Source organism: Promicromonospora iranensis (assembly GCF_028994775.1).
GTDB classification, from domain to species: domain Bacteria; phylum Actinomycetota; class Actinomycetes; order Actinomycetales; family Cellulomonadaceae; genus Promicromonospora; species Promicromonospora iranensis_A.
Window position 1 is genome coordinate 56,318 of the sequence record NZ_JAJQMN010000012.1, and the last position, 20,570, is coordinate 76,887.

Below are 20,570 nucleotides of genomic sequence, written 5' to 3' on the forward strand. Positions count from 1 at the left end.
CGGGCGCGCAGGAGGACTGGAGCGGCGCGCCCACGGCCCGGCAGCGGGCGAGACGGATGGCGACGACGGCAGTGCTGAGCGGCGTCGCCACCGCACTCGCCGGCGCAGCCGTCTGGCGCGTGGTCAACGAGGGTCGGCTCCTCCTGGTCGCGAGGCTCCTGGACGGGCAGACCCTGGCCCCCTTGTTGTGGCTCGTCACGGGCCTGTGCGCCGTCGTGCTAGGAGTGGCCGGGTTCCGGCTGTTCGTCATCGGGTACGAGGCATTCACCGCGGCCATGGCGGCGCTGTTCCTCTGCGCGGTGATCCTGGCTGCCGCCGTCGGCGTGCTCGTGATGGGCATCCTCACGCTGCTGCCGGCGGAGCACAGGTATGTGACCCTGCGCGAGCTCGACCGGCCCCTCGGGCACCGGGTGGTCATCATGGACACCGGTTCTACGTACGGCCCGTCGTGGCGCTTCTACGTCGGTGGGCCGTTCCTCTACGACGAGGTCCCTGCGTCGTCCACGACCGTCGCCGAGGGCACTGCCGAGTGCGCCAGGTACCTCTCCGCGAGACGGACGGTGTTCGTGCACGGTGAGTACGTGCTGAGGGCCGACTCGGGTGGCAGGGACGTCATCACGTTCAGCCCGGAGGGGCGCCGCACCTGTGACCACGACGGCGTAGCGGAGCTGGTGCTCCCCGAATGACCGTCGAGGGCTGGTGTCTACCGCCGGATCCCGCCCGGGAGCGCCGTGCGCGAGGAGAACGCGACCACGGTCAGGCACAACGCGACGGCGACCGCCCCGAAGCCGAACATCTCGCCGTACGACCAGGTGTCACGTAGCCAGGCCAGCACCATCGGGACGAAGAACCCGAGGTAGGTCAGTGAGTAGAACACCGCGGTCAGCCCCGCGAGCTGCCCCGGTCCCGCGATCCGCGCGACCTCGCTCAGCCCGGCGACGAGCGCCAGCCCGTAGCCCGTCCCGAGCACCACGGCCGCCACGACGCCCACCGGCAGCGAGAGCACGGTGGACGCCCAGGCGGCCAGCGCCATCCCGACGCCGACGATCGTCAGGGCCACGATCGAGGCCCGGGCCGACGAAGGCGTGTCGATCCGGCGGGCCACCACCTGGATGCCGATGCCGCAGCCGAGCGCGAGGATGGCCATGACCCCCGCGAAGGCGATGGGGTAGCCGCCGACGCGGTCGGTGAGCAGGCTCGGCAGCACCGCGAACGCGCATCCGGCACAACCGAACACCCAGGGTGCGAGCGGCACGACGACGCGCAGGAAGCGCGGGTGGCGGACGGCGGTGATGCGCAGGTCGTCGAGCAGTGCGGCCCGCTCGCCCCTCGGGAGGCTCTGCCGGGTCTCGGGGACACGGAACAGCACCAGGCCGGCGACCAGGGAGCCGGCGGCGTGCAGGACGTAGGCGAGGAGCGTGGGCCAGGGCGCGAACTGCGCGAGCATGGCGGCGACACCCGCTCCCGAGAGGAACCCCGCGGTCAGGGAGAGAGACCCGCGCCGAGGCCCCGCCGCACGGTCGCCGGAGGCCGCGCTGAGCTCGGTGAGCCACGTGGAGCCCACCGCCATGGCCAGCCCGAGCGCGACGCCGCAGAGCAGGCGGCCGATCCCGAGCACCACGGGGCTGGCCGGATCCAGCGCGAGCACGAGCGAACCGAGCGCCGAGACCGGCGCCGCGGGCAGCAGCAGCGGACGACGGCCGAACCGGTCGGACATCGGCCCGCCCAGCAGCAGCGCGGGAACAAGACCGAACACGTAGACGGCGAGCAGCGCGTCGACGGTGACCGGCCCCATGTCGCCCTGCTCGCGGTACATCACGAGCAGCGGGGTGAACTCGTTGCCGCCCCAGGCCACCGCCAGGAGGACGGCGGCGACCGGCCACCAGGTCCGCCGCCCCACCGGGAGCGGGGACGCGGCAGACGACTCCCCGGGGCGCGAACGTGGCATGACCTCATCCTCCGTAGCCGGCACCCGGAGGAACAACCCGTGGGACTGTGAGCGTGCGCACAGGCACGTCACAGCCCCACGGGTGACAGACGGAAGAGCGGTGGTTACCTGCTGTCGGAGGAACCAGTCGCGTCGGTGCCCTCGGCTGGGGCCTCGGACGTAGTGCTCTTGGGCGCGCTGGTCTTGGAGACGGCGCTCTCGGACGCGGTGCTCTTGGACGCGGTGCTCTTGGACGGCACAGCACTCACCCGGCCCGCGGCGTCGTCGGTGTCCTTGGCGTCGTCTGCGGTGTCAGCCTCGGCTTCGTCGTCCTTGACGTCCTTGACGTCCTTGGCGTCCTTGGCGTCAGCCTCGGCCGCCTCCTCGGACACCGCCTCGGCGTCCTCGTCCTCCGGCTCCCGTCCTGGCTGGTACACGGACGGCTCGGGCTCCGGGTGCCGCCGCCCCTGCACCACCACGATCACGATGCCCAGCAGGACCGCGACCCCCGACGTCCAGATGTTCGCCGGGACACCCAGCGGGGCGTCGCTCGTCGGGTCGATACGGATGGCCTCGAGCCAGCTGCGGCCCAGCCCGTACCAGATCAGGTAGAGGCCGAACATGCGGCCCCAGCGCAGTCCGGCACCGGGCGTACCGCCGTCGGCCAGCAGTGCCTCGTTCCGGCGGACGACCCGCCGCTCGATGGTCAGCAGCAGCGCGATGCCGATGACGTTCCAGATCATCTCGTACAGGAACAACGGGTGGAACAGCGTGCCGGGGTCCGCCCAGTCGGGGAACATCGGCGCGTCGGGCCGGATCTCCAGGCCCCAGGGCAGCGTGGTCGGCAGGCCGAACAGCTCCTGGTTCACGTAGTTGCCCAGCCGACCGATCGCCTGCGCGGCGAGCAGTCCGGGAGCCAGGGCATCGGCGAACGACCAGAACCGCAGGCCCGTCAGTCGGCAGCCGATCCAGACTCCCACGGCGCCGCCGAGCAAGGACCCGAACAGGGCGTTGCCGCCCTCCCAGATCCGGATCCATGCCCACGGGTCGACCCCAGGACCGGTGAAGTCCCCGAGGTGGGTGAGCACGTGATAGATCCGGGCGCCGACGATGCCGATCGGCACCGCCCACATCGCGATGTCGAGGGCGAGCCCGGGGGCGGCTCCGCGTGCGCGGAGGCGCCGGTCCGTGATGTACGCGGCGGCGGCGATGCCGGCCAGCAGACACAGGGCGTAGGTATGGATGGTGAGCGGGCCCAGGTGGATCTGGGACCACACCGGGTCAGGGCTGGGGATACTGGCCGGAAGCACGACCCGAAGGTACCGCGACTGACCCACATCGTGGGCATCGAGCTCGGCGCGCACAAAAAACTCCGCCCCTGCCCAGCGGTTGGGCCCAGAAGTCACGTGACTTCTGGGCCCAATAACTGGGTAGCAGCGGAGGTTCCGCGAGATCGGTCGGTTGCACCGGACGGCGACACGGAACAGCGACACCGGACCGCGGCACCGGACGGTGACGGGGGCCGGGAGGCCCGCCGCGGTCAGCGCTTGCGCTTCTCCCGGACGCGCACCGAGATCTCGATCGGCGTGCCCTCGAAACCGAACGTCTCCCGCAGGCGGCGCTCGATGAAGCGGCGGTAGCCGGCCTCGATGAACCCGGTGGCGAAGATGACGAACCGCGGCGGCCTGGTGGAGGCCTGCGTGGCGAACAGGATGCGCGACTGCTTGCCACCGCGCAGCGGGTGCGGGTGCGCCGCCACGAGCTCGCCGAGGAACGCGTTGAGCTTCCCCGTCGGGACACGGCGGTCCCACGAGGCGAGCGAGCGCTCGATCGCCGGGACCAGCCGCTCGCTGTGCCAGCCGGTGCGTGCCGACAGGTTGACGCGCGGCGCCCACGCGATCTGCACGAGCTCCTGCTCGATCTCGCGCTCGAGGAAGGGACGGCGGTCCTCGTCCATGAGGTCCCACTTGTTGTACGCGATGACGAGCGCCCGGCCGGCGTCCACGACCTGCTGGATCACGCGGATGTCCTGCTCGGTCAGCGGCTGCGACGCGTCCACCAGGACCACGCCGATCTCCGCCTTGTCGATGGCGGCCGCGGTGCGCAGCGAGGCGTAGAAGTCGGCGCCCTTGGTCTGGTGCACCCGACGGCGGATGCCGGCCGTGTCCACGAACCAGTACGGGATGCCGCGCAGCTCGATCAGCTCGTCGACCGGGTCGCGCGTGGTGCCGGCGACCTCGTCGACCACCACTCGCTCCGACCCGGCGATCTTGTTCAGCAGCGACGACTTGCCCACGTTCGGGCGCCCGACGAGCGCAACGCGGCGCGGGCCGGCGGGCCGCAGGGTGCCGTGCTCCGACGTCGTCGGCAGCACCTTGACGGCGGCTTCGAGCAGGTCGCCCGTGCCACGGCCGTGCAGGGCGGACACCGGGTGCGGCTCCCCCAGGCCCAGCGCCCACAGGTAGGCGGCGTCCGCCTCGCCGGACGCGCCGTCCACCTTGTTGGCGCACAGCACCACGGGCTTGCCGGAGCGGCGCAGCAGCTCGACGACGCGCTCGTCGGTGGAGGTGGCGCCCACGGTCGCGTCGACCACGAACACCACGGCGTCGGCCAGGGAGATCGCGACCTCGGCCTGCTCCGCCACCTTGGACTCGATGCCGGCGACGTCGACCTCCCAGCCGCCGGTGTCGACGAGCATGAACTGGCGGCCGGCCCACTCCGCCGGGTACGACACGCGGTCGCGCGTCACGCCTGGCTTGTCGGCGACGACCGCCTCACGGCGGCCCAGGATGCGGTTGACCAGTGTCGACTTGCCGACGTTCGGGCGCCCGACGATAGCCAGCACCGGTAGCGCCTGCTCGGCCGCCGCCTGCTCGTCGCTCCACTCGGAGTCGAGCAGCGCCTGGTCCGACTCGTCGAGCTCGAACTCCTCGAGGCCGACGCGCAGCGCACGCTCGCGCGCGACGTCGTCCTCGGTCTCCGCGAGATCGAGGTCGGGTGCGGCCGGGGCGGCCGCGTCCAGGGCAGCATCATCTCGGGCCGCCGCGTCCAGCGCAGCAGCCTCCGATGCAGAGGAGTCGTGGGTCATACCCCCATTGTCGCAGGCCTGACGCGCTCAGGCCGCCTCGCGGTCATATGACCTGCGTCGCTCCTCGGCCCCAGCGCTCCCCGGCCCACGGACCCGGGCACGGCCCCGGCTCAGGCGGACGGCGCCACCGCGCGCCCCGTCACCTGCGCGACGACGGCGAGCACGGCGTCGACCGTCTGCTCGAAGTCGAGGTCGCTGGAGTCGACGGTCGCCACGCCGTCGGCGGCGACGTGGAACTGCGTGACCTTCGCGTCGTCCTGGTCACGGCGCAGCACCTGGTCGCGCGTGGCGTCGACCGCTGCGGTGTCGGCGGCGCCGTGCACCTCCAGCGACCGGCGGCGCAGGCGCGCCTCCTCGGAGGCGGTGAGCAGCACCCGGGCGTCGGCGTCGGGCGCGACGACAGTGGTGATGTCGCGGCCCTCGGCCACAATCCCCCGGCCGCCCGAGTGCACGGCCTGCGCCGAGCTGGACTCCTGGTCGATGATCTGACGCTGAAGCCGCTTGAGCTCGGCCCGGACCTCGAGGTTGGACGCCACCTTCGACACGTTGGTGGTGACCTCGGCGGAGCGGATGGTCACCGCGACGTCCCGCCCGTCGAGCTCGACGCCGGGCGCGGCCGGGTCCAGCCCCATGACCAGGGGCATCGCCCGGACCGCGGTGGCGACCGACACGGCGTCGTCCAGGTCGGCCGTCTCCATGCTCCAGACGGTGGCCGCCCGGTACATGGCGCCCGTGTCGAGGTAGGCGAGGCCGAGCCGGGCGGCGACCGCCTTCGACACGCTCGACTTGCCGGAGCCCGACGGCCCGTCGATGGCGATCACTACAGGGCTGGTCACAGTCCCGCTCGCTTTCCGTTGAGTGCTGGGTATTTGCTGCCAGAGTGCGTCAAAGGGCGCAGATACCCAGCACTCAGCGAGAGAGGTTACAGGTCTACGGCGCCCATCAGGGTGCCGAGCTCGGTCCGGCCGAGCACACGGGTGCGTCCCGACTTCAGGTCGCCGAGCGGGATCGGCCCGATCCGGGTGCGTACGAGGCGCGTCACCGGGTGACCGACCGCGTCGAACATCCGGCGCACGATCCGGTTGCGGCCCTCGTGCAGCACGACCTCCAGCATCGCGTAGCCGTCGATCTGCTGGACCACGTGCACCGCGTCCATCTTCGCGATGCCGTCCTCCAGCTCGATCCCCTTCAGGAGCTCGCGGCCGACGCGCGGATAGATCTCGCCCTCGACCGTCACGAGGTAGGTCTTGGCGATCTTGTACTTCGGGTGCGACAGACGGTTGGCGAGCTCGCCGTCGTTCGTCAGGAGCAGCAGGCCTTCGCTGTCGGCGTCGAGCCGGCCGACGTGGAAGAGACGCTCCTCACGGTTCTTGATGAGGTCCGCGACGGTCGGGCGCCCCTTGGGGTCGTCCATCGTGGACACCACGCCCAGCGGCTTGTTCAGCGCGATGGTCACCTTGGCCTGGTCCAGCTGGATCCGCAGCCCGTCCACGTGGATGACGGCGGTAGCCGGGTCGACCCGCACGCCCAGCTCGGTGACGACCTGGCCGTCCACCTCGACGTGACCGCCCGCGATCAGCTCCTCGCTCGCCCGGCGGGACCCGAGCCCGGCCTGGGCGAGGACCTTCTGCAGCCGCACGCCGCCCTCGACGTGCACGTCGCGGCCCTGCTCCGCGGGCTTCGCGGGCGTGCGCCGAGGGGCGTTCGCCTGGGCACGGCTCTTGGCCGAGCTACCGCCCCGGAAGTTCTTGCCGCCCTTGCCGGAATGGTCGGGTCGGCGCGGCTGCTGGCCACCACTGGATTCGCGGCGGCTCCCGCCGCGGCGTTCGTTGCTCATGATTCATCTCTCGGTGAGTCGGGAAGGGCGCTGTGACCTGCGTACGGGCCCGGACCGGGACGGCTGGTCGAACCGGAGTCCGACCTGGGTCCGACCGGTGTCGGGCACGAAGTCCGACACAAGGTCCGGACTAGGAGTCCAGCCCGTCGAGGCCGTCGAACGTGTCGAGGTCCGGCAGGTGCGGCGCCAGCGGAGGCAGCTCGTCGAGCGACGAGAAGTCCATCCGCTCCAAGAAGTATCCCGTGGTTCCGAACAGAACCGCACCCGAGCTCGGATCCTGGCCGATCTCGGCGATCAGCCCGCGGGTCAGCAGCGTCCGCACGACGCCGTCCACGTTGACCCCGCGCACCGCGCTGACCTGGCCACGCGTCACCGGCTGACGATAGGCGATCACCGCGAGCGTCTCCAGCGCGGCCTGGCTCAGCTTGGACGACTGGCCGTCCAGCACGAAGCGCCCGACCGGGTCCGCGTGCGCCGCCGACGAGTAGATGCGCCATCCGTCCACCGTCCGGCGCAGCTCGAAGCCGCGCGGGCGGGACCCGAGGTGGCCCGCGTACTCGTCGGCCAGCTCGTGCAGGATGTCGTCGGTCTCGTCCTGCGTCAGGTTCAGGGCCGCGGCGATGCGGTCCGCGCCGATCGGTGCGTCGGCCACCATGAGCACCGCCTCGACCGCCGCGTGCGCGCCGCCCGGGAGCGTGTGCACGTCGACGAAGGCCAGCTCGTCCTGCGTCGAGCCCTCGGCCGGTGCGTCCGACGGCGATACGTCCGGCAGCACGGCCTCGGGGGCCTGCTCTTCGACGGTCATCTCTTCGACGGCTATCTCTTCGACGGTCATGGTGTTGTCGCCTCCGTTCCGGGTTCCGCGCCCACTGTCTGCTCGGGTACGACCTGCTCCGGTATGTCCTGCTCCAGTACGACCTGCTCCGGCTTGTCCTGCTCAGATGCGGCCTGCTCCGGCTCCCCCACCGGCACGGCCGGGTCGCCCTCGTCGAACTCGCTCGGGCCGGCCTGGGGGTCGAGGTACTTCTCGCCGTCGTCGGGCCCGGCGGTCCAGCGCACCGTCAGCTCGCCCAGGGGGCTGATCTGCTCGAACCCGACGAGGGAGTCGCGGAACAGCTCCAGCAGCGCCAGGAACCGTGCGACGGTCACGAGGCGTTCGGTACCCGCCGTCAGCGCGCGGAACGTCACCGAGCGCTCGACCCGCAGGCGCTTCACGATGACACCGGCCTCCTCGCGCACGCTCACCGCCGAGCCGTGCAGGTGGGCCAGGCCCACGACGGGCGGCGGCTTCGGGGCCAGCACCCGGGCGGCCAGCTCGGCGAGCCGCTCCCCCGTCGTGTCCCAGACGAGCTCGGGCAGGATCGCGGCCAGATGCGGTTCGAGCGGCGTCAGACGCGGCACGCGGCGGCCGGCCGACGCCATCTGGTCCGCGATGACCTTCGAGACCTCCTTGTACGCCCGGTACTGCAGGAGCCGGGCGAACAGCAGGTCGCGGGCCTCGAGCAGCTCGAGGTCCTCCGCGTCCTCGTCGATGACGCCGGGCAGCAGCCGGGCCGCCTTGAGGTCGAGCAGCGTCGCGGCGATCACGAGGAACTCGCTGGCGACACCGAGGTCCCAGGAGGCGTGCTCCTCGCCGCGCGCGGCGGCCTCGCGGGAGGCCCGCTCCGCCTCGCGGATGTGCGCGACGAACTCGTCGGTCACGACGGCCAGCGCCACCTCGGTGACGTCCATCTTGTGCTTCGCGATCAGCGACAGCAGCAGGTCGAACGGTCCCTCGAAGTTGTGCAGGTGGACCTGGAAGGTCCGGGAGCTGCGGCGCTCGTCCGCGAGCGCCTCGTCCGGCGTCGGCTGCGGGCCGGGCTCCGCCGCGGCCGGCTCGACGGCCGTGCCCGGCTCCGCCTCGAGGACGTCGGAGTGCTCCACCTCCGCCTCAGGCTCTACCGTCTGCTGCCCGAGGCCGCGGTTCTGCTCCGTCCGGGTGTTTCGTTCCTCGACCCCCACACTGCGCGCCACCTCCGCCTCAGGCAGCGTCGCCGCGGGCGACGAGCTCCCGGGCGAGCTGACGGTACGCGGCGGCACCCGGGTGGCCCGGGGCGTAGGCGGTGATGGGCTCGGCGGCGACCGTGGCGTCGGGGAACTTCACCGTGCGCCCGATGATCGAGTGCAGCAGCGTGTCGCCGAAGGCCTCGTGCACCCGGGCCACGACCTCCCGGGAGTGGAGGGTGCGCGAGTCGTACATGGTGGGGAGGATACCGTCGATCTCCAGGGCCGGGTTGAGCCGGTCCCGCACCTTCTCGATGGTCTCCACCAGCAGGGCGACGCCGCGCAGCGCGAAGAACTCGCACTCGAGCGGGATGAGCACGCCGTGGGCGGCGGTCAGCGCGTTCACCGTGAGCAGGCCGAGGCTCGGCTGGCAGTCGATGAGGATCACGTCGTAGTCGTCCATCACCGGACGCAGGGCGCGGGCCAGCACCGACTCGCGCGCCACCTCGCCCACGAGCTGCACCTCCGCCGCCGAGAGGTCGATGTTCGCGGGCAGCACGTCGAGGTTCTCGATCCCGGACGAGATGAGGACGTCGCGGATGTCCACGTTCCGCTCCATGAGCAGGTTGTAGATCGTGAGGTCGAGCTCGTGCGGGTTGACCCCGATCCCGACGGACGCGGCACCCTGCGGGTCGAAGTCCACCAGGAGCACCTTGCGGCCGTACTCCGCCAGGCAGGCACCCAGGTTGATGGTGGTCGTCGTCTTGCCGACGCCGCCCTTCTGGTTGCACATGGCGATGATGCGCGCGGGTCCGTGGCTCGTCAGCGGCGCCGGTTCGGGCAGCTCCGGCATGACGCGCCCGACGACGTCGCGCACGATCTCCGAGTCCGTGGGTGCGCCGACGACCGCCTTACCGAGAAGCATGTCGGTCATCGTGTCCGCTCCCTCCTGGCTGGGTGCCTCGCTCACGCCCGCCACGCTATACCAGAGTGTGGGCACCACCCCCGTGATAGCCCCGGCGTGGCGGATCACGCTCCGTCGGGGCGGCGGTCAGAGGCTCTTCAAGGCAGCGGCGCTGGGGCTGCCGGCTTCCGCCGTGTACATCACCAGTGAGAACTCGGAGCCGGGCAGGTCCAGGGTGTTCCGGTCGATCTCCAGCTCGCCCGCTGTCGGGTGATGCAGGTTCTTGCGCACGCTGGGCAGAGGGCGCACGGCGTGGTCACGCCAGCCGCTCGCGAAATCCGGGTCATGGGTCGCGAACTCGTTGACGAGCTCTGCGAGCACGTTGTCGGTGGGGTGCCGAACACCGGCCGCCCGCAGCTGAGCGGCCGCCTGTCGGGAGAAGTCGGACTCGGCACCAGGTGCTCCCACGCAGAGGGTGCCGCGGAGCCTCGCCGAGATGCGCGTGACGTTGCGCTCGTCCCGGGTGAGGCGGGAGAAGTCCGTGATCAGCGCTGCCGCTGCTGCGTTCCAGGCCACGACGTCCTGCCGCTCGTTGACGATGTAGGCCGGGATGCCGTCCAGTCGACCGAGCAGCTGTTCCGCGCCCTCGGGTACCTGCTCCGGCCCGTCGGCGTCCGTTGCCGGCAGCACCTGGCCGGCCAGGCGCGCCAGGTGGTCGCGTTCGGCCCCGGTGAGCTGGAGCGCCGTCGCCAGTGCGGACAGCACCTGCGGTGAAGGCCGGGGTGCCCGTGCCCGTTCCAGCCGTTCGTAGTAGCTCACCGACACCTGTGCCAGGGCGGCTACCTCTTCGCGGCGCAGGCCGGGAGTACGACGAGCACGCCTGCTGGCCGGGAATGTCGCTCCGCCCGGCGTATCGGCTGGTCGCAGGCCCTCGCGGCGGCGGCGGAGAAAGTCCGCGAGCTCGTGGCTGCTCACCCCTCCATGGTGTCACGGGCCGAGCCACCGAGCCTCGTACTGCTGGTCCGGGGCTCAGCTGTCCGTTCCGCACGGACAGGTCCGCTGCGCATCGTGGTCCGGGCGGTGAGCCGACCACCCGCTGCCTGACCACGCCGTAATGACCACGCCGTAATGACCACGCCGCAGCGACCACGCTGCAGACCACCAGGAGACCTGATGACCAGCACGCCGGAGGGAACGTTCCGCCGCATGACCGACCTGATCCGGGCCGGCGACATGGAGGCGGTGGCCGAGCTCTGGGCGCCGGACGGGATCGCGGAGTTCCCGTTCGCCGCCGGCAGCTCACCTCGCCGCCTTCAGGGACGCGCCGAAGTGCGCGCCTACCTCGCCCACTATCCCGAGCTGATGGAGATGACCGAGGTGGCTGCCCTGACCGTGCGGCCGACGGATGACCCGGACACCGTGGTGGTGGAGTGGACGGCGACCGGCCGCACAGTGGCCACCTCCCAGCCCTACCGTCTGGACTACATCGTCGTTCTCACGGTCCGCGACGGGCTGATCACCCTCTTCCGCGACTACTGGAGCCCGCTGTCGGCCGCCTCGGCCGCCGGGAATCTCGGCGACCTGATCGGCTCGCTCGAGAGCAGGAGCGCCTGATGGCCCGCGTGCTCGTCACCGGAGGGACCGGCACGACCGGCAAGGCACTGGTGCGCATGCTCCGCGACGCCGGTGTGCCGGTTCGGGTCGCCAGCCGGAACCCGGCCGCAGGCGACCCCGACCCGATCCGCTTCGACTGGAACGACCCGAGCACACACGGCCCCGCGCTCGACGGGGCGGACAGGGTCTTCCTGCTTCCGCCGGTGGAGAGCGTGGACCCGTTGCCGCAGGTCGGTCCGTTCCTGCGCCGGGCGGAACGGGCCGGTGTCCGGCGCCTCGTACTGCTCGGCTCCGCCATCGTGCTGCCGAACGCACCCAGTGCCGTGGAGCTGGCCGCTCAGGTTCGGGCTCGGCCCGGAGGGGTCGTGCTCCGCGCGTCCGGCTTCATGCAGAACTTCTTGCGCCCGCACCCTCTGGCCGAGCACATCCGCCGGTTCGGCGAGATCCGGACGGCCGCGGGCGACGGCCGGCTGGGGTGGGTCGACGCGCGGGACATCGCGGCCAGTGCCGCCGCCCTCCTGGCCGAGGTCTCGACGGACACCCGGAGCGACTACCTGATCACCGGGCCGCACGCGATGAGCTATCCGCAGGCAGCACGGATCATCACGGCGCAGACCGGCAGGCCCGTCCGGGTGGAACCGTTGACGCAGGAGGAACAGGCTGCCGCCTACCGCGCCGCTGGGCTGCCCCCGGAGTTCGCCGCCGCGCTGGCCGCCGTCGAGCATGGGATCAAGGAGGGCCGCGAGGACCAGGTGAGCACCGCCGTGCTCGAGCTGACGGGTCGCCCGCCACGTGCTTTCGCCGAGTTCGTCGCGGACCACGCGGGCGAGTGGGCGCGGTAGCCGCTGCTAGCGCGCTCGGGGGTGCGCGGCCGCGTAGACCTCGCGCAGGGCGTCCGGGGTGACCATCGTGTAGATCTGCGTGGTGGTGACCGACGCGTGGCCCAGCAGCTCCTGGACGACCCGCACGTCCGCGCCGCCCGACAGCAGGTGGGTGGCGAACGAGTGCCGCAGCGTGTGCGGCGAGACGTGCTCGTTGAGGCCGGCCCGCGCCGCCGCGGCCTGCAGCGCGGCCCAGGCCGTCTGCCGGGACATCCGCGCGCCGCGGGTGTTGAGGAACAGGGCGGGCGTACCGCGGCCCGCGGCGGCCAGCGCGGGACGCGCCCGGACCAGGTAGGCCTCCAGCGCGTCGCGCGCGAAGGAGCCGACGGGCACCGCCCGCTCCTTCGACCCCTTGCCCAGCAGCCGGACGGCGGTCCGGTCGCTCACCCCGTCGACGTCCAGGCCCACGATCTCCGAGATCCGCGCGCCCGTGGCGTACAGCAGCTCGAGCAGCGCCCGGTCGCGCAGGGGCAGCGGACCGTCGCCGGCGCCAGCGGCGTCGAGGAGGGCGGCGACGTCGTCCACGGACAGCGCGTGCGGGAGGCGCCGCAGCTGGGTGGGCGCGCGCACCTCCGCGGACGGGTCGTCCACGGCCATGCCCTCGGCCTGGGCGAACCGGTGCCAGCCGCGCACGGCGGCCAGGGCCCGCGCGGTGGACGACGGCGAGAGCGGGCGACCGCCGTCGTTCCCCTGCCGCACGGCCTCGACGAACCCGGTGACGTCGGCCTCCCTGACCTCGCCGAGCCCGGGCCGGCCGACGGCCGCGAGGAACCCCGCGTAACGCACCAGGTCGCGACGGTAAGCCGCGACGGTGTTGGCCGAGAGCCCGCGCTCCACGCTCAGGTGCGCGAGGTAGTCCCGCAGGGCACGGTCGAGCCGCGCGTCGACGGCGGCGCCGGCCGCAGGCTCACGAGACGTGAGCTCACGAGACGCAGGCTCACGGAGGGGCTGCGGGTGGGCCGGGGCGGTGGACACCGGCCCATCATGCCGAGCGTGGCCCGCCGTTCGGGCAGGCCACGCCGGGAGACCGCGATGCGACGTCGGCGGGAGGCCCGTCAGGCGGGGTTGATCCCGAACAGCTCGGCGCGCGAGCGGATCACCTGCGCGCGGGCGAGACGCGGCTTGTCGCTGCCGTCACGGATGACGGAGCCGGCCGCCTCGAACTCGGCGAAGAAGTCGACTGCCCAGGCCACGTCGGACGACGTCGGCGCGAAGGACTCGTTGATGACCGCCGGCTGCTCGAAGTCCAGGCAGAGCTTGCCGGTCATGCCGAGGATGACGGCGTCGGCGGACTGCTCGCGGAGCAGCGCGTGCGACGAGCCCACTGTGGGCCCGTCGACCGGGCCGGGCAGCCCGCCGATGCGGCTGGCGACCACGAGCCGCGTACGCGGGTAGGCCATCGCCATGGGCTCGTTGGCGGTGCCGGTGTCGCGGCGGTAGTCGCCGGAGCCGAACGCGAGGCGGAAGGCGCCGCGGGCCCGGGCGATGTTCACGGCCTCCTCGATGCCGAGCGCAGACTCGACGAGCGGGATGACCGGCACGTCGCCGCCCAGCCGCTGTGCGGTGTCGATGACGTCGTCGGCGCTCTCCGTCTTGGCGAGCATCACGCCGTTGAGCCCCTTGAGACCCCGCAGGTGCGCGACGTCGTCGGCCCACGACGACGCCTGGCGGTCGTTGATCCGGACCCAGGCGCTGCCACCGTTCTTGATCCACCGGATGACGTTCTCGCGCGCCTCGTCCTTCAACGAGTCGTCGATCGCGTCCTCGCAGTCGAGAATCACCTGGTCCGCCCGGGAGAGCTGCGCCTTGTCGAAGAGCTCGGTCCGCATCGCGGACAGCAGGAGCCAGGCACGCGCGTAGTCGGGAGCGACGCGTGAATTCTCACGGGCGGCTCGGCGCGGGGCCAGGTCCGCCTCGGGAACGCCGGTGGTCGACGTCGGCAGGCCCGCGGAGTAGCTCCCGGACTGCTGGGTGGACGCCTGGGCGGGCTGCTGGGCGGAGTCGGTGGTTCGGTCGGCTGGGGTCTCGGTCACGCGCTCAGCCTATGGCGGCGCGTCCGCACTGGCCGAATCATGACCGCGCCGATACCAGCGTCAGAACGGAAGGAAGACGTCCACCGCTACGGCCACGAAGAGCAGCGACAGGTACGTGATCGACCCGTGGAACACCTTCATGGCGCCCAGCTTGCCGCTCGCCTTGCCCTGCGCCCGGCGCAGCATGGCGATCGTCGACCAGAGGAACCATCCGCCGAGCACCGCGGCCACCACCGTGTAGACCCACGACATACCCGCGAGCGGCGTCAGCAGGAGCGAGCAGGCGATCATCGCGAGCGTGTAGCCCACCATCTCGGCGGCCACGCGCTTGTCGTCGCTGACGACCGGCAGCATCGGGACGTTCGCGTTGGCGTAGTCCTTCTTGAACTTGATCGAGAGCGGCCAGTAGTGCGGCGGCGTCCAGAAGAAGATGATGCCGAACAGCGCCAGCGCCGCCCAGCTCAGCCCGCCCGTCACCGAGGCCCAGCCGATGAACACGGGCATGCAGCCCGCGATGCCGCCCCAGACGATGTTCTGCGGGGTGCGGCGCTTGAGGATCATCGTGTAGCCGACGACGTAGATGGCGATCGCGGCCAGCGTGAGCCACATGGCGGCCCAGTTGATCATCAGGGCGAACCAGGTCAGCGACAGCAGGCCGAGGATGGAGGCGAACACCAGGCCGGCGCGCGGCGTGATCTCCCCCGTCGCCATCGGACGCTTCTTGGTCCGGTTCATGACCTGGTCGATATCGCGGTCCCACCACATGTTGAACGCGTTGGCGCTCCCCGCGGCACCGGCTCCGCCGATGAGCGTCGTGAGGATCAGCCAGAAGCTCGGCAGGCCGTCGGCCGCCAGGATCATGGTGGGCACGGTGGTCACGAGCAGCAGCTCGATGACGCGCGGCTTGGTCAGCGCGACGTACGCACCCGCCCGGCGCAGGAACCATCCCCCGGGGCGGTGCCCGACGCCGGCGCCGTGCTCCTCGGTGCCGGACGTCCCGGTGCTGGACGTCTGGGGACGCGCGGTCTGGCCGGTGGTCGTGTGGCTCGTTCTCACGCGCGTCGCAGTTCCGTTCGGGAGAGTCCTGGGGGTCTGTAACGCACCTGGTGGGCGCTGTTGCCGGCCGGGTGCGTGCCCATCGTACGTCGGGCCACGACGTGGCCGCGCACCGCATTCCCACGGAGCCGTGTGAGATTTGTCCTGGCCGCGGGGCTGTCAACTCTGTGGACAGGCCTGCGCGGGGGCTGGGGTGCGCGTATAGGGTTGATTTCGTTATCGAACGAAGGGCGGCCGGCATTCCGCCGCCGCCGCACGCACGCTGCACGGCTCTCCGGCCCGTCCGCTCTCCGGGCAGGGCGAGGGTCGACGGCGGAGAGAAAGAGGACTCGTGAACGCTTTCGACCCCGTGCTGAAGCCCCTGGAGTGGTCGGAGCTCGACGAGCGAGCGGTCAAGGCCATCAAGGCACTGGCTGCGGACGCCGTCGAGAAGGTGGGCAACGGACATCCCGGAACCGCGATCTCGCTCGCTCCGGCCGCGTACCTCCTCTTCCAGAAGGCCATGCGCCACGACCCGTCCGACCCCGACTGGCTGGGCCGCGACCGGTTCGTGCTGAGCGCCGGCCACTCGTCGCTGACGATCTACCTCCAGCTCTTCCTCGCCGGCTACGGCCTCGAGATGGACGACATCGCCGCGCTGCGCACCTGGGGCTCCAAGACCCCCGGTCACCCCGAGTACCGCCACACCGAGGGTGTCGAGATCACCACCGGCCCGCTGGGCCAGGGCCTCGCGTCCGCCGTCGGCATGGCGATGGCCTCCCGCCGCGAGCGCGGCCTGCTCGACCCCGCCGCCGCACCGGGTGAGTCGCCGTTCGACCACCACGTGTACGTCATCGCGTCCGACGGCGACCTGCAGGAGGGCGTGACCTCCGAGGCCTCGTCGCTCGCGGGCCACCAGCAGCTCGGCAACCTGATCCTGATCTGGGACGACAACAAGATCTCGATCGAGGACGACACCAACATCGCGTTCACCGAGGACGTCCTGAAGCGCTACGAGGCCTACGGCTGGCACACCCAGCGCGTGGACTGGACGTCGGGCGGCGAGGGCTACGCGGAGGACACCGACGCGCTGGCTGCCGCGCTCGACGCCGCCAAGGCGGAGACGGGCAAGCCCTCGATCATCGCGCTGCGCACGATCATCGGCTGGCCCGCGCCCACGAAGCAGAACACGGGCGGCATCCACGGCTCGGCCATGGGCACCGACGAGGTCAAGGGCCTCAAGTCCGCGCTCGGGCTCGACCCCGAGGCGACCTTCGCGATCGACGACGAGGTGCTGTCCTACACGCGCTCCGTCGCTGAGCGCCAGGCCGACGAGCGGAAGGCGTGGGAGTCGGCCTTCGCCGCATGGAAGGATGCCAACCCCCAGCAGGCGGCACTCCTGGAGCGGCTGCGGGCCCACGAGCTGCCCGAGGACTGGGCGAGCTCCCTGCCCGAGTTCGAGGCCAGCGAGAAGGGCGTGGCTACCCGCGCGGCGTCGGGCAAGGTGCTGAACGCCCTGGCGGACGTGCTGCCCGAGCTGTGGGGCGGCTCCGCCGACCTGGCCGGCTCCAACAACACGACGATGGACAACGTGCCGTCGTTCGTGCCTGCCGAGCACGCCACCAAGAAGTTCCCGGGCAACGAGTACGGCCGCACGCTGCACTTCGGCATCCGCGAGCACGGCATGGGCTCGATCCTCAACGGCATCGTCCTGCACGGCCTGACCCGCCCCTACGGCGGCACGTTCCTGCAGTTCGCCGACTACATGCGTGCGTCGGTGCGCCTGGCGGCACTGATGAGCATCCCCACCACGTTCGTCTGGACGCACGACTCGATCGGCCTCGGCGAGGACGGCCCGACCCACCAGCCGGTCGAGCACCTCGCGGCGCTGCGGGCCATCCCGAACCTCGACGTCGTCCGCCCGGCGGACGCGAACGAGACCGCCTGGGCGTGGCGCGGCATCCTCGAGAACCGCGACAACCCGGCCGGCCTGGTGCTGACCCGGCAGAACGTGCCCACCTACCCGCGCGGCACCGACGGCTTCGCCGCCGCCGAGGGCACGCTCAAGGGCGCCTACACCCTCCTGGACACCGACGGCACGCCGGACGTCGTCCTCGTGGGCACCGGCTCGGAGGTCCAGCTCGCCGTCGAGGCCCGCGAGATCCTCGCGGCCGACGGCGTCCGGGCCCGGGTGGTCTCGATGCCCTCGCTCGAGTGGTTCAACAAGCAGGACGACGCCTACCGCGAGTCGGTCATCCCGTCCGGTGTGAAGGCGCGCGTCTCGGTCGAGGCAGGCGTGGCGCAGGGCTGGCGCGAGATCGTCGGCGACGCCGGCCGCATCGTCTCGCTCGAGCACTACGGCGCATCGGCCGACTACAAGACGCTCTACGCCGAGTACGGCATCACGGCCGAGGCTGTCGCCCAGGCCGCCAAGGAGTCGATCGAGGCGGCGTCCTGAGCCGCTCCGGATCGCGCACGGACACGAGAGGAAGGGCATGATGACCGACAGCACGAACGACAGCGTCAGCGAGAACGTCAGTCCCACCCAGCGGCTGTCCGAGGCGGGTGTCGCCATCTGGCTGGACGACCTGTCCCGTGAGCGGCTGCGCACCGGCAACCTCGCCGAGCTCATCAGCACCAAGAACGTCGTCGGGGTCACGACCAACCCGACGATCTTCGCCGCCGCCCTCGCGCAGGGCGACGCGTACGACGGCATCCTGACCGAACTGGCCGGGCCGCCGAACGGTGGCGACGTCGAGGCCGCGGTGGAGCGCATCACCACTGACGACGTCCGCGACGCCGCCGACCTGCTGCGCCCGGTCTACGACGCCACGTCCGGCGTCGACGGTCGCGTGTCCATCGAGGTGGACCCGCGGCTCGCCCGTGACACGGCGGCGACCGAGGCCACCGCCGTCCGGCTGTGGGAGACGGTCGACCGGCCGAACGTGATGATCAAGATCCCGGCCACCGTCGAGGGTCTGCCCGCGATCACGTCGACGCTCGCCAAGGGCATCAGCGTGAACGTGACGCTGATCTTCTCGCTCCCGCGGTACCGGGCGGTGATGGACGCCTTCCTCACCGGCCTCGAGCAGGCCCGGGAAGCGGGTCACGACCTGTCCGTCATCGGCTCGGTCGCGTCGTTCTTCGTGTCCCGTGTGGACGCGGAGGTCGACAAGCGCCTGAAGGCGATCGGCACCGACGAGGCGCTCGCGCTGCGGGGCCAGGCGGCCATCGCGAACGCCCGGCTCGCCTTCGCCGCGTATGAAGACGTCTTCGCCACTGATGACACAGGGCGGTGGGCGGCGCTCCAGGCCGCCGGTGCCAAGCCGCAGCGCCCGCTGTGGGCGTCGACCGGTGTGAAGGACCCGAGCTACCGCGACACGATGTACGTGGACGAGCTCGTTGTGGCAGGCGTGGTCAACACCATGCCCGAGAAGACGCTCGACGCGTTCGCCGACCACGGCATCGTGCTGGCCGACACCGTCACCGGTTCGGCCGAGCAGGCGTCGGCTGCCATCGCCGCCATCGAGGCGCAGGGGATCTCCATGGATGAGGTCACCGCACAGCTGGAGGACGAGGGCGTGACGAAGTTCGAGGTCAGCTGGGACGAGCTGTTGACCACCACCAAGGCCGGTCTCGACGCCGCAGGCGCAGGGACCGGCAACCGGTGAGGCCCGCGAAGATCGCGCAGGGGGTCAACCCCCTGCGCGACCCCCTCGACCTCCGGCTGCCGCGCATCGCGGGGCCCAGCGGTCTGGTCATCTTCGGTGTGACGGGCGACCTGTCGCGCAAGAAGCTCATGCCCGCCGTCTACGACCTCGCCAACCGTGGCCTCCTGCCGCCCGGGTTCGCCCTGACGGGCTTCGCCCGGCGCGAGTGGGAGGACCAGGACTTCGCGCAGGTGGTGCACGACGCCGTCAAGGAGTACGCGCGCACCCCCTTCCGGGAGGCGACATGGCGCCAGCTCGCCGAGGGCATCCGCTTCGTGCAGGGCTCGTTCGACGACGACGACGCGTTCGACCGTCTTCGGCAGACCGTCGAGACCCTGGACAAGGAGCGCGGCACCGGCGGCAACCACGCGTTCTACCTGTCGGTCCCGCCCTCGGCGTTCCCCGTCGTGTGCGAGCAGCTCTCGAAGCACGGGCTCTCGCGCCCCGACAACGACGCGGACGGTGACGGCGTCAACGCCTGGCGCCGCGTGGTCATCGAGAAGCCGTTCGGGCACGACCTGGCCAGCGCCAAGGAGCTCGACGCGGTGGTGTCGAAGGTCTTCGACCAGGACTCGGTGTTCCGCATCGACCACTACCTGGGCAAGGAGACCGTCCAGAACCTGCTGGCGCTGCGCTTCGCGAACACGATGTTCGAGCCCATCTGGAACTCGAACTACGTGGACCACGTGCAGATCACCATGGCCGAGGACATCGGCATCGGGGGCCGCGCCGGGTACTACGACGGGATCGGCGCCGCGCGCGACGTCATCCAGAACCACCTGATCCAGCTGCTGGCCCTGGTGGCGATGGAGGAGCCCGTGAACTTCGACGCCGCCGAGCTGCGTGCCGAGAAGATCAAGGTGCTCTCCTCCGTCCGACTGCCCTCCGACCTCGGCAAGCACACCGCGCGCGGTCAGTACGAAGCCGGCTGGCAGGGTGGCGACCAGGTGCCGGGCTTCCTCGACGAGGACGGCATCGCGAAGGACTCCGCCACGGAGACCTTCGCCGCGGTCCGGGTCGACGTCGACAACCGCCGCTGGGCGGGCGTCCCGTTCTACCTGCGGCACGGCAAGCGTCTGGGCCGGCGGGTCACCGAGGTGGCGGTGGTGTTCAAGAAGGCGCCGCACCTGCCGTTCGAGTCGTCGCTGACGTCCGAGCTCGGCAACAACGCCCTGGTCATCCGTGTGCAGCCCGACGAGGGTGTCACCATGCGGTTCGGCGCCAAGGTGCCGGGCACCGCCATGCAGGTGCGCGACGTGACGATGGACTTCGGGTACGGGCACTCGTTCACCGAGTCCTCCCCCGAGGCCTACGAGCGGCTCATCCTCGACGTGCTGCTCGGCGACCCGCCGCTGTTCCCGACGCGCGAGGAGGTCGAGCTCTCGTGGAAGATCCTCGACCCGATCACGTCGTACTGGGCACGGAAGGGCAAGCCCGAGCCGTACGCGTCGGGCACCTGGGGCCCGCCGTCGGCCGACGCCATGATGGAGCGCGACGGCCGCAGCTGGAGGCGACCCTGATGACACCGCCAGCCGACACGCCCTCCGGAGAGGTGAGG

At 71.5% G+C, this 20,570-nt stretch carries 18 protein-coding genes; 6 read left to right on the forward strand and 12 right to left on the reverse strand.

Going from position 1 to position 20,570, the window contains the following annotated elements; genetic code table 11:
* The first annotated feature begins 56 nt into the window (after positions 1–56).
* Entirely contained in the window at positions 57–686 is a 630-nt protein-coding gene (locus tag LUU90_RS21060) for a hypothetical protein (protein WP_275005901.1), read from the forward strand.
* Positions 687–703: 17 nt separating this feature from the next.
* Here the strand turns inward: LUU90_RS21060 and LUU90_RS21065 are convergent, their stop codons facing one another.
* The 9 genes from LUU90_RS21065 to LUU90_RS21105 form a co-directional block, all read right to left on the reverse strand.
* Positions 704–1,948 (reverse strand): MFS transporter, encoded by a 1,245-nt coding sequence (locus LUU90_RS21065; protein WP_275005903.1) that lies wholly within the window; start codon positions 1,946–1,948, stop codon positions 704–706.
* Positions 1,949–2,052: 104 nt separating this feature from the next.
* Positions 2,053–3,237, reverse strand: coding sequence for a prolipoprotein diacylglyceryl transferase (gene lgt, locus LUU90_RS21070; RefSeq protein ID WP_275005904.1), 1,185 nt, complete (start codon positions 3,235–3,237; stop codon positions 2,053–2,055).
* A 230-nt stretch (positions 3,238–3,467) separates the two neighbouring features.
* A complete protein-coding gene (der, locus tag LUU90_RS21075; RefSeq protein ID WP_275005906.1) occupies positions 3,468–5,015 on the reverse strand; it encodes a ribosome biogenesis GTPase Der in 1,548 nt (515 codons plus the stop codon).
* A gap of 110 nt (positions 5,016–5,125) precedes the next feature.
* Positions 5,126–5,851 (reverse strand): (d)CMP kinase, encoded by a 726-nt coding sequence (gene cmk, locus LUU90_RS21080; RefSeq protein WP_275005907.1) that lies wholly within the window; start codon positions 5,849–5,851, stop codon positions 5,126–5,128.
* 86 nt (positions 5,852–5,937) lie between these two features.
* A complete protein-coding gene (locus tag LUU90_RS21085; RefSeq protein WP_275005909.1) occupies positions 5,938–6,852 on the reverse strand; it encodes a pseudouridine synthase in 915 nt (304 codons plus the stop codon).
* Positions 6,853–6,982: 130 nt separating this feature from the next.
* Complete coding sequence (scpB, locus tag LUU90_RS21090; RefSeq protein WP_425596279.1) at positions 6,983–7,687, reverse strand: SMC-Scp complex subunit ScpB; 705 nt, start codon at positions 7,685–7,687, stop codon at positions 6,983–6,985.
* A complete protein-coding gene (locus LUU90_RS21095; RefSeq protein ID WP_425596285.1) occupies positions 7,684–8,775 on the reverse strand; it encodes a segregation and condensation protein A in 1,092 nt (363 codons plus the stop codon). The genes scpB and LUU90_RS21095 overlap by 4 nt, the downstream gene beginning before the upstream one ends.
* Before the next feature lie 97 nt (positions 8,776–8,872).
* Complete coding sequence (locus LUU90_RS21100; RefSeq protein ID WP_275006003.1) at positions 8,873–9,760, reverse strand: ParA family protein; 888 nt, start codon at positions 9,758–9,760, stop codon at positions 8,873–8,875.
* Between the two features lie 126 nt (positions 9,761–9,886).
* Positions 9,887–10,714 carry a helix-turn-helix transcriptional regulator gene (locus LUU90_RS21105; RefSeq protein WP_275005911.1) on the reverse strand — a complete coding sequence of 276 codons (828 nt, stop codon included), beginning with the start codon at positions 10,712–10,714 and terminating at the stop codon, positions 9,887–9,889.
* Positions 10,715–10,912: 198 nt separating this feature from the next.
* Between LUU90_RS21105 and LUU90_RS21110 the strand changes: the two genes are divergently transcribed.
* Together LUU90_RS21110 and LUU90_RS21115 are read left to right on the forward strand one after the other, a co-directional pair.
* The gene (locus LUU90_RS21110) at positions 10,913–11,353 is read left to right on the forward strand and encodes a nuclear transport factor 2 family protein (protein WP_275005912.1); all 441 of its coding nucleotides are present in this window, start codon (positions 10,913–10,915) and stop codon (positions 11,351–11,353) included.
* The gene (locus tag LUU90_RS21115; protein ID WP_275005913.1) at positions 11,353–12,195 is read left to right on the forward strand and encodes an NAD(P)H-binding protein; all 843 of its coding nucleotides are present in this window, start codon (positions 11,353–11,355) and stop codon (positions 12,193–12,195) included. Before LUU90_RS21110 ends, LUU90_RS21115 begins: the two co-directional genes overlap by 1 nt.
* Positions 12,196–12,201: 6 nt before the next feature.
* On the opposite strand, the gene xerD is transcribed toward LUU90_RS21115, so the two are convergent.
* The 3 genes from xerD to LUU90_RS21130 form a co-directional block, all read right to left on the reverse strand.
* On the reverse strand, positions 12,202–13,098 hold the full coding sequence (gene xerD, locus LUU90_RS21120) for a site-specific tyrosine recombinase XerD (protein WP_275006004.1): 897 nt from the start codon (positions 13,096–13,098) through the stop codon (positions 12,202–12,204).
* Positions 13,099–13,289: 191 nt separating this feature from the next.
* A complete protein-coding gene (locus LUU90_RS21125) occupies positions 13,290–14,141 on the reverse strand; it encodes an HpcH/HpaI aldolase/citrate lyase family protein (RefSeq protein ID WP_275006005.1) in 852 nt (283 codons plus the stop codon).
* Positions 14,142–14,327: 186 nt separating this feature from the next.
* Positions 14,328–15,323, reverse strand: coding sequence for a heme o synthase (locus LUU90_RS21130; RefSeq protein ID WP_275005914.1), 996 nt, complete (start codon positions 15,321–15,323; stop codon positions 14,328–14,330).
* A gap of 331 nt (positions 15,324–15,654) precedes the next feature.
* Here LUU90_RS21130 and tkt point away from each other — a divergent pair, with 331 nt between their 5' ends.
* The 3 genes from tkt to zwf are packed head-to-tail and all read left to right on the forward strand — an operon-like array spanning position 15,655 to position 20,532.
* Positions 15,655–17,760: a transketolase gene (gene tkt / locus LUU90_RS21135; RefSeq protein ID WP_275005915.1), complete on the forward strand. Its 2,106-nt coding sequence runs from the start codon at positions 15,655–15,657 to the stop codon at positions 17,758–17,760.
* Between the two features lie 40 nt (positions 17,761–17,800).
* A complete protein-coding gene (gene tal / locus LUU90_RS21140; RefSeq protein ID WP_275005916.1) occupies positions 17,801–18,973 on the forward strand; it encodes a transaldolase in 1,173 nt (390 codons plus the stop codon).
* Positions 18,970–20,532, forward strand: a complete 1,563-nt coding sequence (gene zwf, locus LUU90_RS21145; protein WP_275005918.1) for a glucose-6-phosphate dehydrogenase — start codon at positions 18,970–18,972, stop codon at positions 20,530–20,532. Before tal ends, zwf begins: the two co-directional genes overlap by 4 nt.
* The last annotated feature ends 38 nt before the right edge of the window (positions 20,533–20,570 follow it).

What these genes read in the sequence shown, in the direction of transcription:
- LUU90_RS21060 (WP_275005901.1), top strand. Translation starts at nt 57, where the DNA reads ATGGCGACGACGGCAGTGCTGAGCGGCGTCGCCACCGCACTCGCCGGC.
- LUU90_RS21065 (WP_275005903.1), bottom strand. Translation starts at nt 1,948, where the DNA reads ATGCCACGTTCGCGCCCCGGGGAGTCGTCTGCCGCGTCCCCGCTCCCG.
- der (WP_275005906.1), bottom strand. Translation starts at nt 5,015, where the DNA reads ATGACCCACGACTCCTCTGCATCGGAGGCTGCTGCGCTGGACGCGGCG.
- LUU90_RS21085 (WP_275005909.1), bottom strand. Translation starts at nt 6,852, where the DNA reads ATGAGCAACGAACGCCGCGGCGGGAGCCGCCGCGAATCCAGTGGTGGC.
- scpB (WP_425596279.1), bottom strand. Translation starts at nt 7,687, where the DNA reads ATGACCGTCGAAGAGATAGCCGTCGAAGAGATGACCGTCGAAGAGCAG.
- LUU90_RS21100 (WP_275006003.1), bottom strand. Translation starts at nt 9,760, where the DNA reads ATGCTTCTCGGTAAGGCGGTCGTCGGCGCACCCACGGACTCGGAGATC.
- LUU90_RS21110 (WP_275005912.1), top strand. Translation starts at nt 10,913, where the DNA reads ATGACCAGCACGCCGGAGGGAACGTTCCGCCGCATGACCGACCTGATC.
- LUU90_RS21115 (WP_275005913.1), top strand. Translation starts at nt 11,353, where the DNA reads ATGGCCCGCGTGCTCGTCACCGGAGGGACCGGCACGACCGGCAAGGCA.
- tal (WP_275005916.1), top strand. Translation starts at nt 17,801, where the DNA reads ATGACCGACAGCACGAACGACAGCGTCAGCGAGAACGTCAGTCCCACC.